General features: G+C 52.1%; 17 protein-coding genes. All 17 read left to right on the plus strand.

Features of this window, described 5'->3' with window-relative positions; genetic code table 11:
* The first annotated feature begins 10 nt into the window (after nucleotides 1–10).
* The 17 genes from ACTRXH_RS02395 (at nucleotide 11) to ACTRXH_RS02475 (ending at nucleotide 14,358) form a co-directional block, all read left to right on the plus strand.
* Nucleotides 11–1,783, plus strand: a complete 1,773-nt coding sequence (locus ACTRXH_RS02395) for a flagellar hook-length control protein FliK (RefSeq protein ID WP_474280408.1) — start codon at nucleotides 11–13, stop codon at nucleotides 1,781–1,783.
* Nucleotides 1,784–1,799: 16 nt separating this feature from the next.
* Nucleotides 1,800–2,282, plus strand: a complete 483-nt coding sequence (locus ACTRXH_RS02400; RefSeq protein ID WP_474277350.1) for a flagellar hook capping FlgD N-terminal domain-containing protein — start codon at nucleotides 1,800–1,802, stop codon at nucleotides 2,280–2,282.
* 18 nt (nucleotides 2,283–2,300) lie between these two features.
* Nucleotides 2,301–2,681, plus strand: coding sequence for a TIGR02530 family flagellar biosynthesis protein (locus ACTRXH_RS02405; RefSeq protein ID WP_474277354.1), 381 nt, complete (start codon nucleotides 2,301–2,303; stop codon nucleotides 2,679–2,681).
* Between the two features lie 72 nt (nucleotides 2,682–2,753).
* Complete coding sequence (gene flgG, locus ACTRXH_RS02410; protein WP_474277357.1) at nucleotides 2,754–3,551, plus strand: flagellar basal body rod protein FlgG; 798 nt, start codon at nucleotides 2,754–2,756, stop codon at nucleotides 3,549–3,551.
* 53 nt (nucleotides 3,552–3,604) lie between these two features.
* Nucleotides 3,605–3,814, plus strand: coding sequence for a flagellar FlbD family protein (locus ACTRXH_RS02415; RefSeq protein WP_474260507.1), 210 nt, complete (start codon nucleotides 3,605–3,607; stop codon nucleotides 3,812–3,814).
* Between the two features lie 30 nt (nucleotides 3,815–3,844).
* On the plus strand, nucleotides 3,845–4,273 hold the full coding sequence (locus ACTRXH_RS02420; protein ID WP_474260509.1) for a flagellar basal body-associated FliL family protein: 429 nt from the start codon (nucleotides 3,845–3,847) through the stop codon (nucleotides 4,271–4,273).
* 43 nt (nucleotides 4,274–4,316) lie between these two features.
* A complete protein-coding gene (gene fliM, locus ACTRXH_RS02425; RefSeq protein WP_474260511.1) occupies nucleotides 4,317–5,312 on the plus strand; it encodes a flagellar motor switch protein FliM in 996 nt (331 codons plus the stop codon).
* Nucleotides 5,305–6,468: a flagellar motor switch phosphatase FliY gene (gene fliY / locus ACTRXH_RS02430; RefSeq protein WP_474280410.1), complete on the plus strand. Its 1,164-nt coding sequence runs from the start codon at nucleotides 5,305–5,307 to the stop codon at nucleotides 6,466–6,468. The genes fliM and fliY overlap by 8 nt, the downstream gene beginning before the upstream one ends.
* A gap of 23 nt (nucleotides 6,469–6,491) precedes the next feature.
* Nucleotides 6,492–6,854 carry a response regulator gene (locus tag ACTRXH_RS02435; RefSeq protein WP_322524678.1) on the plus strand — a complete coding sequence of 121 codons (363 nt, stop codon included), beginning with the start codon at nucleotides 6,492–6,494 and terminating at the stop codon, nucleotides 6,852–6,854.
* A gap of 22 nt (nucleotides 6,855–6,876) precedes the next feature.
* Nucleotides 6,877–7,521, plus strand: coding sequence for a flagellar biosynthetic protein FliO (locus ACTRXH_RS02440; RefSeq protein ID WP_474280412.1), 645 nt, complete (start codon nucleotides 6,877–6,879; stop codon nucleotides 7,519–7,521).
* Nucleotides 7,518–8,204 (plus strand): flagellar type III secretion system pore protein FliP, encoded by a 687-nt coding sequence (gene fliP, locus ACTRXH_RS02445; RefSeq protein WP_022792783.1) that lies wholly within the window; start codon nucleotides 7,518–7,520, stop codon nucleotides 8,202–8,204. Before ACTRXH_RS02440 ends, fliP begins: the two co-directional genes overlap by 4 nt.
* A 25-nt stretch (nucleotides 8,205–8,229) precedes the next feature.
* The gene (gene fliQ / locus ACTRXH_RS02450) at nucleotides 8,230–8,499 is read left to right on the plus strand and encodes a flagellar biosynthesis protein FliQ (RefSeq protein WP_022792784.1); all 270 of its coding nucleotides are present in this window, start codon (nucleotides 8,230–8,232) and stop codon (nucleotides 8,497–8,499) included.
* 7 nt (nucleotides 8,500–8,506) lie between these two features.
* Nucleotides 8,507–9,289 (plus strand): flagellar biosynthetic protein FliR, encoded by a 783-nt coding sequence (fliR, locus tag ACTRXH_RS02455; RefSeq protein WP_474260517.1) that lies wholly within the window; start codon nucleotides 8,507–8,509, stop codon nucleotides 9,287–9,289.
* A complete protein-coding gene (gene flhB / locus ACTRXH_RS02460; protein ID WP_474280414.1) occupies nucleotides 9,286–10,368 on the plus strand; it encodes a flagellar biosynthesis protein FlhB in 1,083 nt (360 codons plus the stop codon). Before fliR ends, flhB begins: the two co-directional genes overlap by 4 nt.
* Before the next feature lie 15 nt (nucleotides 10,369–10,383).
* Nucleotides 10,384–12,417: a flagellar biosynthesis protein FlhA gene (flhA, locus tag ACTRXH_RS02465; RefSeq protein ID WP_322524682.1), complete on the plus strand. Its 2,034-nt coding sequence runs from the start codon at nucleotides 10,384–10,386 to the stop codon at nucleotides 12,415–12,417.
* Nucleotides 12,414–13,490, plus strand: coding sequence for a flagellar biosynthesis protein FlhF (locus ACTRXH_RS02470; protein ID WP_474280416.1), 1,077 nt, complete (start codon nucleotides 12,414–12,416; stop codon nucleotides 13,488–13,490). Before flhA ends, ACTRXH_RS02470 begins: the two co-directional genes overlap by 4 nt.
* Complete coding sequence (locus ACTRXH_RS02475; protein ID WP_474280418.1) at nucleotides 13,480–14,358, plus strand: MinD/ParA family protein; 879 nt, start codon at nucleotides 13,480–13,482, stop codon at nucleotides 14,356–14,358. The genes ACTRXH_RS02470 and ACTRXH_RS02475 overlap by 11 nt, the downstream gene beginning before the upstream one ends.
* Nucleotides 14,359–14,365: the final 7 nt, after the last annotated feature.

Raw genomic sequence — 14,365 nt, forward strand, 5'->3', positions numbered from 1 at the left:
GGAGGCCGCTATGGAGACAGCAATTACCGGCCGGCCGGCGTCACCGGGCCAGGGCGTTATGTCCGTATCCGCTCAGACAGGAGGTGGTCAGTCAGCATTTGCCGCTCTGTTTGCCGGTGCCACCTCAATAACGGGGAAACAGCCGGTTATGGAAAATGGGACGGAACATGCCGGGCCTTCTGCTGAGCAGATAATGGAAGCCATCGAAGCAGAGCCGGAAACAATCAATGCGCTGATGCAACAGCATCCCGAATTTGAGGATGCCGTGATGTATATCGCTGAGCTCGTACGTAACGAACAGGGCGGTGAAGGACCAGCGAAGGAAGAAATGCCGGCAGGAGCGGAAAATATTTTCACAAAGCTTGCCGTTGTTCTTCATTCTCCGGACGCAGAAACAGTTGCAGGAAAAGATGCTGCTCCAGGGGAGAAAAGGCGGGAGTCCCCAATCAGCGCCATTAAAGATATGGCTGGAAAAGCAGAATTGCCGGTGCTTGAGCAGCTCGCAGCCCGGTTTAACGACCTTGCTCCCCGCGATCAGCAGGCGGTACAGGTGGCAGCAGAAAAGCTGGAGGAGGCTGCCGGACCGCTGCTTTCCAAAGCCCTGGAGGGAGAGGAAAAAAAACAGGCAGAAGAAGTATTTACGAGCAGGCTGAATGAACTGGCTGCGCTTCTTTCAAAGGTTTTATCAGATAAAACAGAAAGTGTCCGTCCGGAAGCCGTTCTAGCAGCATCAGCAGTAGCCGCCGGAGCGCCGGTACAGGAAGACGGTCTCAAGGCAAACCAGGAGAATGGTCAGCTGACAGAGAAGGAAATGTCTCCGCTCGAAAAGGTCAACATTCTGTTTCCGGAAAAAACACCGGAGGTCCGGCAGCTGATTTCCTTTCTGGACCAGCAGGCAGACGCCAAAAGCATCGCCGAGCTGCGGCCACAGTTACTGTCGCATGTGCCAGCTGGATGGGCAAGCCCTGCCCCCGGTAAGGAAGCGGCGGCAGATACCGGCACCCAGATGGTAAAACGAGACCTTCAGCAGTGGCAGAAATACCTCAGTGGACGAGAGCAGCCAGGCACCTGGGTGCCGAAAGCCCTTCAACCGTCCGCTGGAGAAACGCCGGAAAAGCAGCTGACTGCGTTTATCCAAAGTCTTTCGGCCCTGGTGAAAAAGCAGCCGCTGGTGTCTTCAACAGCAGGGGCGGATAAGAACGAAGCGTTTACTGAGCAGCTAGAGCAGATTCTGCAGAGTATTCGCGGTGAAGCAGGGAATGCTTCAGCCCCTCCAGTACCAACAGCTGGCGCTGGAGAGCCGAGAGCGCTTCAGCCTAATACGCCGCTCGTGATTCAGCTCCCGCCGGCGTCTGAAGGAAATCAGCGCCAGGCCGAATTTTTAAAGCAGTTTCAGCAGACGCTCGGGACGATGAACACTGCCCAGCTGAAAAACGGGGCTTCCTATACGATTCGTCTCCACCCTGAGCACCTGGGCCGGCTCGATGTGAAGCTCACGAAAATCGAAGGACAATGGACCGCCCAGCTGATTACAACCTCCAAAGGGGCGCAGGAGCTCGTGGAAGGCAGCGTGCATCAGCTGAGACATTCCTTCCTGCAGCAGAATCTGCAGGTTGAACGCATCGAAGTAGCAGAGCACCCGGATTTCTATAAAGAAGAAGAGCAGAAAGAAGAACCTGAGGAACAGCGGGAAGCGGTAAATATGGAGGAAGAGTCTTCCGAAGAGGAAGAACGCTCGTTTGAAGATATTTTACAGCAGCTTTCGGTCAACGAACGAATTTAAAGGAGGTGAATAAACGGTGAGTACGATTACAGATAATATGCAGCTGAACAACGCTTCAAACAGCAAATCGCCCTTTGCCGCTGAAAACAGCAACGGCAACATGGATAAAGATGATTTTTTAAAACTGCTCATCACCCAGCTGCAAAACCAGAACCCGCTTGAGCCGATGAACGACACTGAATACGTGTCGCAGATTGCCAACTTCAGTACGCTCGAGCAGATGAATAACATGAATAAATCGATGGAGCAGTCGACGCAGTTTATGGCGCAGGATGCCCTAATGCAGCTGAGCGGGCTGATCGGTCAGGACGTAACTTGGCAGTCGCTCGTAAACGCCAATACACCTAATGAGGATGTGCAGACGGGCCGGAACGAAATTATGTCGGTGAAAAAAGATACGCAGGGAAACATTATGGTCGAGCTTGACTCCGGCCGCTGGATTGATGGCAGGCAGGTGGTGAACATCGGAGAGGATGAGACGGCTGCAAAGGAAAGCTGATACGAAGGAAGGAACAGCATGGATTATTCAAAGGTGCACAACTATGCCAGAATGCCGGTTCCGTCCAGTACAGCCAACACGCCACGACCGGAAAAACAGCAGGCTGGTTCATTTGCCTCGCTGCTGCAAAACGAGCTTACAGCTCCTGATGTCAAAATCAGCAAGCACGCTGCCAAACGAATGGAAGAAAGAAATGTCCATATCAAAAGCGCAGACTGGGAGCAGATGCAGGTGAAGCTAGATGAGGCGGCAGAAAAGGGTGTCAAGGAATCTGTCGTGGTGTTTCCGGAAGCGGCACTGGTCGTGAACGCGGAGAGCCGGACCGTTATTACAGCAATGTCAAAGCAGGAAGCGGCAAATCACACGTTTACAAATATTGACGGCGTTATATTCATGTAAAAGGCTTGACCGCAAGGAGGCCTGGGCTCCCGACAGACAGACGGGGCCCGCTTAAACCAAAGGAGGAATACGATGCTACGCTCTATGTATTCAGGAATTGCAGGAATGAAGAACTTTCAGCAGAAATTGGACGTTATCAGCAACAACATCGCAAACGTTAATACCCAGGGATTCAAAAAAGGACGCCCGACATTTCAGGATATGATGAGCCAGCAGACCGGCTCGGCCGCAGCAGCTGAGGGCGGCCGGGGCGGTGTGAACGCAAAACAGGTCGGTCTGGGAAGTGAGATGGGAAGCATTGATACGGTGGACACGCAGGGCAGCCTGCAAAATACCGGGCGCGAGCTGGACCTCGCAATTTCCGGCTCCGGCTATTTCCGCCTGCAGAATCCGACAGAAGAGGGAGAAAGCTTTACACGGGCCGGTAACTTCTATCTTGATGATAACGGAGATATGGTGAACGCCGAAGGGTTGTATGTACTGGACACGGATGGAGATGTTATTAACATCGACGAAGAAGCCCGGAGCTTCAGTATCGATGCTGCTGGTAATGTTAATATTGTCAACCAGAACGAAGCTACTGAGACGGTTGCCCAGCTGGGGATAGCCACATTTGCAAATCCGGGTGGACTTGAAAAATCAGGCGGCAACGTTTACCGGGCTTCGTTGAACTCAGGAGCTCCCAACAACCTTGAGCCAGGCCAGGGTGGAGCGGGCGAAGTAGTGGCCGGAGCGCTTGAAATGTCCAACGTTGACCTGTCCGAGGAGTTTACGGAAATGATCACTGCCCAGCGCGGGTTCCAGGCGAACACGCGGGGTATTACGACAGCAGACGAAGTGCTGCAGGAACTGCTCAACATCAAGCGGTAACTAATGAATGAAATCGGGGGAGACAGGGGCAAAGTACTGCCCCTCAATTAACTATGATGGAATTAACAAAATTAAACGGACGCCCGTTCGTGCTGAACACTACATTGATTGAGCAGGTCGAAGCAGCGCCGGACACGACGATTACGCTGTTGAACGGCAACAAAATTGTTGTTCGGGAAAGCCTCAGTGAAGTGATGGATCTTGCCGAACGGTTTTACCGGCGGACATGGATGCCGGCCGGCCGAAAAGGGGAGAACGTCTGAGCTATGTTAAAAAGCAAAGCAGGAAAAATAATGATGATTATGCTTTTGACCCTTGTACTTATTGCCGGTGCGGCTGCTGCTGTGTATCAGTTTCTGGGGTCCTCTGAACAGGCAGAGGGCAGTGAAGAAGAAAAGGCAGAGGAATTAAGCGCTGAAGAGCTGAGGGAGCTCACCTGGGACATGGACGAAATGACCACCAACCTTAAAGGCAACGACCGCTATATTAAAACGATGTTCAGCCTGCAGGCCGATAACGAAAAAGCCCGGGAAGAACTGGAGCAGCGCGACTATCAGATTAACAACATCATTATCCATGAACTGGCCCAGCTCGAACCCGGAGACATCGAAGGCTCGGAAGGGACCACCGAAATGGAAGGACGAATCAGGGAAAAAGTGAATGAGGTTATGACTGAAGGGGAAGTGCAGCGGGTCTATACGACCGAACGCGTCATTCAGTAACCCAGCATCCGCCCGAGAGAAGAGAAAGGGAGGTGAAAACCTCTTGTCAGATGTACTATCCCAGCATGAAATAGATGCCCTTTTGTCCGGATTGTCCACCGGAGAAATGGACGGTGAGCAGTTAAAAAAAGAAGAAAATGAACGCAAGGTCCGTTCCTACGATTTTAAACGCGCCCTGCGCTTTTCCAAAGAACAGATCCGGGGCCTGTCAAGAATTCATGAAAATTTTGCCAGAATTCTTACCACGGCGCTTTCAGGACAGCTGCGATCCTTTGTGGATATCAGCGTAGCCTCTGTGGATCAGGTGCCCTACGACGAATTCATCCGCTCAATTCCTAAAATGACGCTGCTGAATGTGTTTGAAGCGCCGCCGCTTGAAGGACGGATGCTCATGGAGGTCAACCCGCACGTCGGATACGCCATGCTCGACCGGCTGCTCGGCGGTCAGGGCCAGAGTATGAACAAGGTGGAAAAGCTGACGGAAATTGAAACAAAGCTTTTGAGCTCCTTTATGCAGATGATTCTCGAATCCTTCCAGAGTGCCTGGGAATCAGTGCTGAGTATTGAAACCATCGGATCCGAAATTGAAGTGAATCCGCAGTTTCTTCAGATGGTCTCTCCAAACGAAACCGTGGTGGTTATTTCTTTAACCACAACGATTGGAGAAACGTCGGGAATGATTAATCTGTGCCTTCCGCATATGGTGCTTGAAGAGATACTGCCCAAGCTTACTACCCACTACTGGATGCAGACGAAAGTAAAAGAGCGGGACCAGCAGGAAGTGGAGCATCTGAACGAGTGGCTGCTGCAGGGAAATGTTTCCCTGCAGGCAATCCTTGGCACTTCCTCTATCACCATCGAAGAGCTTTTACATATGGAGCGTGGAGACGTTTTAACGCTCAAACAGCACATCCATGACCCGCTCGAGGTGCACGTAGGCAGCAGAAAGAAATTTACGGCTCAGCCGGGGAAAAAGCGCAGCCATATGGCTGTACAGATTCTAGAAAAGATAGAGGAGGGAGAAGAACAGCATGAGTAATGACGATATGCTTTCGCAGGACGAAATTAACGAGCTGCTAAAAAACGTCGGAGCAGACGATGATGACGACAGCGGCGCTTCCTCCGGGGAGACGCCTGCTGAAGAAATTGCTTCTTCCACGGAAGATGAGGAACTCGATCATCTGCTTTCCACCGAAGAAAAGGATACGCTCGGCGAAATTGGCAATATCAGCTTCAGCAGCGCAGCCACCGCCCTGTCGAGCCTGCTGAATCAAAAAGTGAGCATTACTATACCAGGCGTAAAAGCGGTGTCGACCGAAATGGTGGAAAAGTCCTTTCCACGTCCTCACGTAGCGGTAAATGTGGAATACACCGAAGGGTTTGAAGGCACGAATCTGTTTGTGATCAGCATGACGGACGCAAGCATTATCGCCAACCTGATGATGGGTGGCGACGGGCAGGTTGATGAGGCAGCTGGCATTGATGAAATGCAGCAAAGCGCGGTCCAGGAAGCGATGAATCAAATGATGGGATCGGCATCCACATCGATGAGCACCATTTTTAACAAACGGGTGGATATTTCTCCACCGGGCGTCAATATTATGAACCTCGAAGAAGAAGAGTCGGCCCGCTACATTCCCGATGAGGATACGGTCGTACAGATCGCCTTCCGTATCCAGATAGGGGAGCTGATGGACTCCTACATTATGCAGCTCATCCCGCTTGGCTTCGCGAAGAAAATGGTGGAAGAGCTGCTCGGGGCAAGCACCGGAGCTCCGCAGCCCGAACCGAAGCACCAGCCTGCCCCGGAGCCTTCCGGACGGCAGGAAGCCGAGCCGCAGAGAGCCCGAGCACAGGAGCCAAAAGCAGCTCCGACAGTAAGCGGAGCCGCCTTTTCCGAGCTTGAGGAGCCTGCGCACAGATATAATGACGGCGGCGGGAATCTCGATATGCTGATGGATATATCGCTTGATGTAACGGTGGAGCTTGGCAGATCGCGGCAGCCGATCAAAGATATTTTGTCACTGTCCCAGGGCTCAGTGGTCGAGCTTGATAAGCTTGCCGGCGAACCTGTCGATGTACTGGTGAACCAAAAGCCGGTAGCTAAAGGGGAAGTCGTTGTCATCGATGAAAATTTCGGCGTACGCATTACGGAAATTCTCAGTCCGAGAGAACGGGTTGCGCAATTAAAATAACGACAAAACAGGGAGTGGAAAACATGGGATATTCAGTTTTAGTAGTAGACGACGCCGCGTTCATGCGGATGATGATCAAAGATATTCTGGAAAAGAACGGGTTTAACGTAGTAGGAGAAGCAAAGGATGGAAACGAAGCAGTGGAAAAGTTCCAGGAAACGTCGCCGGACCTGGTGACGCTTGATATTACGATGCCTGATAAAGACGGGATTGAAGCACTGAAGGAAATCAAGGCGGCGGATCCGAACGCCAAGGTGATCATGTGTTCAGCCATGGGTCAGCAGTCGATGGTCATCGATGCGATTCAGGCGGGGGCTAAAGATTTCATCGTAAAGCCGTTTCAGGCAGACCGTGTACTTGAAGCAATTAATAAAACGTTAGGCTGATGGCCTGCCGCGGGGGAAGAAAATGAACTGGAAATACGCAGTAATCATAGGTGTAATGATGACAGTAATTATTCTGGCGGGCGCTGATACAGCGCTTGCCAGCACTACTGTCAATGAGTCCCTGAATCCGCAGGAAAACCAGGAGGACCCGGCAGCTGGAAGTGAAGAAGCTCCGGCAGACGATGAGACGGCGCCGGCAGTAATGGATAATGGCAACCTGTGGCTGAACTTTGTAAAGATGATTGGAGCGCTTGCGGTTGTTCTCGGACTGCTGTTCTGGCTGCTGAAATTTATCAACAAAAAAACAAGCAAATACCAATCCACCCGCTCACTTCAAAGCATTGGCGGTATTGGGCTTGGGCAGAATAAATCGATTCAGGTAGTTAAAATTGGGGATAAAATGCTTGTGGTCGGAGTGGGGGATACGATTTCGCTGCTTCAGGAAATTGAGGATAAAGAAGAACAGGAGCGGATTACCGCCCAGGAACAGAATACATATACAGGTGTCCCGTCCTTGCTGGATAAATGGAAAACACGCGGGAAAACAGAGGAAAAAAGCAGCCAGTCCTTTCAGTCGGTGCTCGAAGATCGGCTGAAAACAGCACGTGACGCGAAGCATCCGGAGGCGCCGGATAACCGCACGGAAGTGAAGGAGGAACGGCGATGATTATTAGTGCTCTTCCTGCGCTTGATTTCAGCGGACTGCTTGAGGGCGGCGGAGAAGGAGCGGCGACATCGGTACAGCTTGTGCTGCTGCTCACTGTTTTGTCTCTTGCTCCCGGTATTTTAGTGCTGATGACCTGCTTTACCAGAATCGTGGTCGTGCTGAGCTTTGTGCGGATGGGTCTTGCCACGCAGCAGACACCGCCAAATCAGGTGCTTATCGGCCTTGCCTTATTTTTAACCTTCTTCATCATGGCGCCGACGCTTTCGGAAGTAAACGAGCAGGCGTTCAGTCCTCTGATGGCAGGAGAAATCGACCAAAATGAAGCGCTGACCGAAGCGGTCGGCCCGATGAAGGAATTTATGTCCCGGTACACACGGGAAAAAGATCTGGCGCTGTTTATGGATTATGCGGGCGAAGAGCGCCCGGAATCGGTCGAAGACATTCCGCTCACATCGCTCGTTCCGGCGTTTGCCATCAGCGAGCTGAAAACAGCTTTCCAGATGGGGTTTCTCATTTTTGTGCCTTTTCTTGTTATTGACATGATTGTGGCAAGCGTACTCATGAGCATGGGGATGATGATGCTTCCGCCTGTCATGATTAGTCTGCCGTTTAAAATTTTACTGTTTGTGCTCGTGGACGGCTGGTATCTGATTGTAGAGTCGCTGCTCCTCAGCTACACCTAGCCGGGATGAAGAAAGGAAGAAATGTATGTCAGCAGAACAGGTAATGCAGATCGCACAACAGGGAATATGGATGGTTTTTTTAATCGCGGGGCCGCTGCTTGTTATTGCGCTCGTACTCGGCTTTGGGGTCGCCATATTTCAGGCGACCACCCAGATTCAGGAGCAGACGCTCGCATTTATACCAAAGATTCTTGGCGTTTTGGCCGCCATGCTCGTGCTCGGCCCGTGGATGCTGACACAGCTGGTGGAGTACACGAGAAACCTGTGGTATCACGCGCAGCAGTTCATCGGATGAACAGACGATGGAAGCAATAATAGAGCAGCTCCCGGCTTTTTCCCTGGTGCTTGTGCGAGTGCTCGCTTTCTTTACGACGATGCCTCTTTTCTCTTATCGGACTATTCCGAATCAATTTAAAGTAGGTTTGGCATTTTTTCTTGCCCTGGCTATTTTCCCGGCACTGGATGCCCCGCTGATGACGGTGGACGGCGAGTACATCCTTCTTCTGCTAAAGGAGGTTATGCTCGGGCTTGCTATCGGGCTTATCGCAACGATTATGCTGTACGCGGTGCAGACCGCCGGGATGTTTCTCGATATTTCCCTCGGCTTTTTGATGGCGAATGTGGTGGATCCGCAGACGGGCGCGCAGAGCCCACTGTTTGGCGGTTACTTTTACGCTTTTGCGCTGTTAATGCTTTTGGCGGTGAACGGACATCATCTGCTGCTTGACGGCATTTACTACAGCTACAGCTTTGTGCCCATCGACCAGACGGGACTTGCGTTCGGCGATGAAGCGGTCGTCACGCACGTGGCAGAAGCGTTTAACCAGATGTTTATTCTTGCTTTTCAGCTGGCATTTCCGATCGTCGGTTCGCTCTTTCTCGTTGATCTTGCTTTAGGAATTATGGCGCGGGCGGTTCCACAGATGAACGTGTTCGTCGTCGGGCTGCCGCTGAAAATTGTGGCGGGGCTGCCGCTGCTTGTGGTGGCAATCCCTGGGATGTTTCTGGCCATCCAGTACTTGTATGAAGATATGTTTCACGTCTCGCGCGGACTGCTTGAGCTTTTAGGGGAGGGACAGGAATGAAGTGGACACTTGATCTGCAGTTTTTTTCACAGGAAAAAACGGAGGAGGCCACTCCTAAAAAGCGCAGGGACACGAGGCAGAAGGGCCAGGTTCCGAAAAGCAATGATGTGAATACGGCGGTCATCCTGTTTTTAGTATTTGCGCTCTTCTACATGTACGGAGGCACCATTTTCAATCACTTAAAAGCGTTAATGACACATACATACATAGAATACATGCAGTGGGAAATTACAAAAGCCAGTGTGCCGGCAATGCTTCAGGAAATTACGATCCAGTCCGTAATCATTATTCTGCCGGTGATGCTCGTCGCCATGGTGGCGGGTGTTGCCGCATCGCTCACGCAGGTAGGATTTTTGTTTACAGGCGAGCCGATCAAAATGAAGCTGGAAAAGATTAACCCGCTCAGCGGCATCAAGCGGATCTTTTCGGCCCGGGCGCTCGTGGAGCTCGCCAAGGCACTTTTGAAAATTACGCTCGTCGGCGGTGTCGTTTTTGCGATTCTCTGGCTGGCGCTCGACCGGCTATTGTTTTTATCGCAAAAGGACGTTGGGGACGGCTTTATGGAAATTGCCCGTCTGACCGGGCTCATGGGACTGATTGGGAGCCTGCTGCTGCTAGTGCTTTCACTGCCGGACTATATTTATCAAAAGCATGACCACGAAAAGCAGATCCGCATGTCCAAGCATGACGTAAAGCAGGAAATGAAAAACATGGAGGGCGATCCGCTCATCCGCGGTAAACGAAAGCAGAAGCAGCAGGAAATGGCGATGGGGCGGATGATGGAGGAAGTGCCGAAAGCAGACGTTGTTATTACGAACCCGACGCACTTTGCAGTGGCGCTCCGCTACGAAGAAGGCGCGATGGGTGCGCCAAAGGTGATTGCCAAAGGGGCTGACCACCTGGCCCGGAAAATCAAAGAAAAAGCAGGCGAGCACTCGATCCCGATGGTGGAAAACAAGCCGCTCGCCCGTGCGCTGTACGCCCAGTCCGAAATTGATGATGAAATACCTGAAGATTTATTCAAAGCCGTGGCCGAGGTGCTTGCCTACGTGTACCGCATCAAAAGGAAAAACGGCTAGAAAAGGAGCAACGTTATGGGATTTAGAGAACTATCAGTGCTGCTCGGCGTTATATTGATTGTTATTATGCTGATCATCCCGCTGCCGACATTTATTTTAGACGTCTTAATCATGGCCAATATTTCCCTGGCGCTTCTGGTTATTCTCGTGGCGATGAATACGAAGGAGCCGCTCGAATTCAGCATCTTTCCTACACTGCTTCTGCTTGTGACGCTGTTCCGGCTCGGGCTGAACGTTTCAACAACCCGTTCCATTTTAAGCAATGCCGAAGCAGGCAACGTCATCGAAACGTTCGGAAGCTTTGTAGTGCAGGGGAGCGCCTTTGTCGGCCTGGTGGTTTTCGTGATTCTTGTTGTCATTCAATTTGTCGTTATCGTTAAAGGGGCCGAACGAGTGTCGGAGGTTGGAGCCCGCTTTACCCTCGACGCGATGCCGGGAAAGCAGATGAGCATCGATGCCGACCTGAATGCGGGAGTTATTTCCGAACAGCAGGCCAAAGCGCGCCGGGAGAAAATTGAACAGGAAGCGGACTTTTACGGCTCGATGGACGGGGCGAGCAAGTTTGTAAAAGGGGATGCCATCGCAGGGATTGTCATTGTCATTATTAACGTTATTTTTGGTCTTGTGATCGGCATGACCGAGCACGGCATGGATATCGGCACCGCTGCGAATACCTTTACGCTTCTTACCGTCGGCGACGGCCTGGTCAGTCAGATACCTGCGCTGCTTATTTCCACAGCAACGGGTATTGTCGTGACACGGGCGGCGTCCGAAGGTAACCTCGGCCACGATATTACAAAGCAGCTGTTTGCCTTTCCACCAATGCTGTTTGTGGCAGCGGGCGCCATCTTTTTACTTGGTGTGTTCACGCCAATCAACTTCTTTTTGACCACCTGCATTGCCGGTGCAATGGCTGCTATCGGCTTTACCATCAGGCAGACAGTGCTTCAGGAGGAGCAGGCAGCGGTGCATGAAACCGAAGAAGCGCAGGAGGAGGATCTGCGTTCACAGGACAGCGTGATGCAGCTGCTGGATGTGGATCCGATCGAGTTTGAATTTGGCTATAACCTCATTCCTCTTGCGGATGCGAAACAGGGAGGCGACCTGCTTGACCGGGTCGTGATGATCCGGCGCCAGCTGGCGCTTGAGCTCGGGATGGTCGTGCCGGTGATACGGATTCGTGACAACATCCAGCTGCAGCCGGGAGAGTACGTCGTGCGCATGCGGGGCAGCGAAATCGCCCGGGGCGAGCTGTACATGGACCATTATATGGCGATGGGCACCGGGGCTGAAGAGCCGATTGACGGCATCGAAACGACAGAGCCGGCGTTCGGGCTTCCTGCCCTCTGGATTCCGGAAGAAGAGCGCGATATTGCTGAAGACGCTGGCTACACGGTGGTGGATCCGCCGTCGGTCGTAAGCACGCATCTAACCGAAGTCATTAAAACGCACGCCCATGAGCTGCTCGGTCGCGAGGAGACAAAGCAGCTGATCGATCATCTGAAGGAAACGTATCCGACGCTGGTCGAAGAAGTAACTCCTTCAACGCTTACGATTGGGGATGTGCAGAAGGTGCTGGCCAAGCTGCTCCGGGAAGGGGTATCCATCCGGAATATGCCGACTATTTTTGAAGCGCTGGCGGAATACGGCACGATGACCAGGGACATGGAGATTGTGACAGAGTATGTACGGCAGGCACTGTCGAGACAGATATCGAAGCAGTATGCGGACGGAGAAGAGCTGCTGCAGGTCGTTACACTCAGCGGCGGCATTGAAAAGAAAATTGCCGATGCCCTGCAGCAGACCGAAAGCGGTAATTATCTGGCGATGGATCCAAACGAGTCCCAGCGGGTGGTTCAGCGTATCGGTGCAGAGGCCGAGCAGCTGATGAATATCGGGAAAACACCGGTTATTCTCTGTTCTCCGGCTGTGCGCATGCATGTACGTCAGCTGATTGAGCGGTTTTTTCCCCAGATGCCGGTATTATCCTATAACGAACTGGAGCCTTCCATAGAAATCCAAAGCGTCGGGGTGGTGAATAATGAATGAGAATGAAAAAAATTACAGCGGATTCGATGCCGGAAGCGGTAGCGAAAGTACGGAAGGACTTTGGGGATGAAGCGGTTATTCTGCATTCAAGACCGGTGAAAGTCAGAAGATGGTTTGGGCTTAAGTCCGTGAACAAGCTCGAAGTTTACGCAGGTATCGATGACGCCCCGCCCCGCAAAAAAGAGCGTACGCCTCCGGCAGAAGCCGTAAAGCCGGTCGCGCCGAAAGAGGCTAAGGCTGTGCAGGCGCCGGAAAAAACGCCGGGAGTGCTTCCTGCTTCAGCGCCGGCTCCTTTTCAGTCCGTAGCCGCTGCCTTAAAGGCACAGGAGGTAAACGAACGGGTGGAAGAAGAGTTGATGAACCGGTTTATGGAGAAATGGTACGCAGAAAAGGCCAGCCGGCCAAAAGCAGCCGTACTCGAAGCCTGCATAGAAGAGTGGCTGGAGGACCGGCATCCCCGCGTTGAAGCAAAGCCGTCCCGGATGATTCAGCTGGTCGGCCAGACCGGCGTCGGAAAAACGACGACGCTTGCCAAGCTCGGCGCCCGGGAAATGCTCCGCAGAAAAAAGTCCATTGCCTTTTTTACTACAGACACCTTCCGCATGGGAGCAGTCGAACAGCTGAATACGTACGCCTCCATCATGGAAGCGCCGGTGCATGTTATTTACGACCAGGCAGATTACAGGGAGGCAGTGGCCCAGTCCGGAGAGCATGATTATGTGCTCATTGATTCAGCAGGAAGAAATTTTCTGCATGAACAGACGGTGGAAGACGCGCAGCGGCTGCTGCCGGCGGGAGAGCCGATTAAAACGGTGCTCGTGCTGTCTCTGACGGCTAAATATAAAGACATGAAGGAAGTCGCTGAAAAATTTCTTCCCTATATATCAAACGAAGTTATTATCACGAAAACAGATGAAACCACGTCCTTTGGAGCGCTTCTGAATATTATTGATGAATTTTCGCTCCGGGTGGCATTTGTCACTACGGGCCAGGAAGTGCCGGAGGACATTGAGCCCGCGGACAACAAATGGCTCGCAGCAAAAATAGCAGGGGGGACACTCGGTGAAAAATGATCAGGCTGAAAGCCTGCGCGCTCAGATGCAGAAACGGGGCCGCAGGCAGACGAGAGTGTTGTCGGTAGTAAGCGGAAAAGGGGGCGTCGGCAAATCTAATGTTTCCCTGAACGTGGCCATTTCCCTGGCAGAAGCTGGTGCAGAGGTGCTGTTGATTGATATGGACACCGGCATGGCCAACCTTGATATTCTGCTCGGGTATACGCCCCTTCTGCCGTTTCAGGAAATGTTCACGGAAAATAAAAGTATTTTTGAATTGATTCAGTCCGGTCCTTCCGGTGTGCAATGGATTGCGGGAGGTTCGGGCCTTTCCGGTGTCTTTCATATGGAGGAGGAGCATAAGCAGCGGTTTTACGAACAGCTGCAGCTGCTTGAAGGCGAATTTGATTTTATTATTTTTGATATGGGGGCAGGGCTGAACGAAAATCATATGCACCTGATTACGACGACCGAACGCGGAATTCTTGTAACAACCCCTGAGCCGACGGCGCTCATGGATGGTTACGCCATGATGAAATACATCCGCTCCCACAAAAGCGATTTTCCATTTGCGGCTGTTATTAACCGGGTGGAGCAGAAAAAAGACGGCCGGGCAGCCGCACAGAAATTAATAACTGTGAGTGAACGTTTTCTCAGCATGCAGCTTGTCATGCTGCCCATGGTGCCAAATGATCCTAAAGTAAGCAGGGCAGTCATGGAGCAGACACCGCTTGTCATAGCGTATCCTGACAGCCGTGCGGCCCAGAGCATGAAGCAGATTGCAGCAGGGCTGTGGAAGAAGGAACAGTCTGCAAAAACGGACGGTGCGCCGTTTCGGCATTTTATTACAGGGATGAAGCAGCGGTTGTTCGCTTCTGCCCGCACGTAGAACGGAG

The sequence above is a fragment of the Marinococcus sp. LNHM5E3-2.1 genome, assembly GCF_056034365.1.

Coding starts and splice junctions, on each gene's coding strand:
- ACTRXH_RS02395 (WP_474280408.1), top strand. CDS start 11: ATGGAGACAGCAATTACCGGCCGGCCGGCGTCACCGGGCCAGGGCGTT.
- ACTRXH_RS02405 (WP_474277354.1), top strand. CDS start 2,301: ATGGATTATTCAAAGGTGCACAACTATGCCAGAATGCCGGTTCCGTCC.
- flgG (WP_474277357.1), top strand. CDS start 2,754: ATGCTACGCTCTATGTATTCAGGAATTGCAGGAATGAAGAACTTTCAG.
- ACTRXH_RS02415 (WP_474260507.1), top strand. CDS start 3,605: ATGATGGAATTAACAAAATTAAACGGACGCCCGTTCGTGCTGAACACT.
- ACTRXH_RS02420 (WP_474260509.1), top strand. CDS start 3,845: ATGATGATTATGCTTTTGACCCTTGTACTTATTGCCGGTGCGGCTGCT.
- fliY (WP_474280410.1), top strand. CDS start 5,305: ATGAGTAATGACGATATGCTTTCGCAGGACGAAATTAACGAGCTGCTA.
- ACTRXH_RS02435 (WP_322524678.1), top strand. CDS start 6,492: ATGGGATATTCAGTTTTAGTAGTAGACGACGCCGCGTTCATGCGGATG.
- ACTRXH_RS02440 (WP_474280412.1), top strand. CDS start 6,877: ATGAACTGGAAATACGCAGTAATCATAGGTGTAATGATGACAGTAATT.
- fliP (WP_022792783.1), top strand. CDS start 7,518: ATGATTATTAGTGCTCTTCCTGCGCTTGATTTCAGCGGACTGCTTGAG.
- fliQ (WP_022792784.1), top strand. CDS start 8,230: ATGTCAGCAGAACAGGTAATGCAGATCGCACAACAGGGAATATGGATG.
- fliR (WP_474260517.1), top strand. CDS start 8,507: ATGGAAGCAATAATAGAGCAGCTCCCGGCTTTTTCCCTGGTGCTTGTG.
- flhB (WP_474280414.1), top strand. CDS start 9,286: ATGAAGTGGACACTTGATCTGCAGTTTTTTTCACAGGAAAAAACGGAG.
- flhA (WP_322524682.1), top strand. CDS start 10,384: ATGGGATTTAGAGAACTATCAGTGCTGCTCGGCGTTATATTGATTGTT.
- ACTRXH_RS02470 (WP_474280416.1), top strand. CDS start 12,414: ATGAGAATGAAAAAAATTACAGCGGATTCGATGCCGGAAGCGGTAGCG.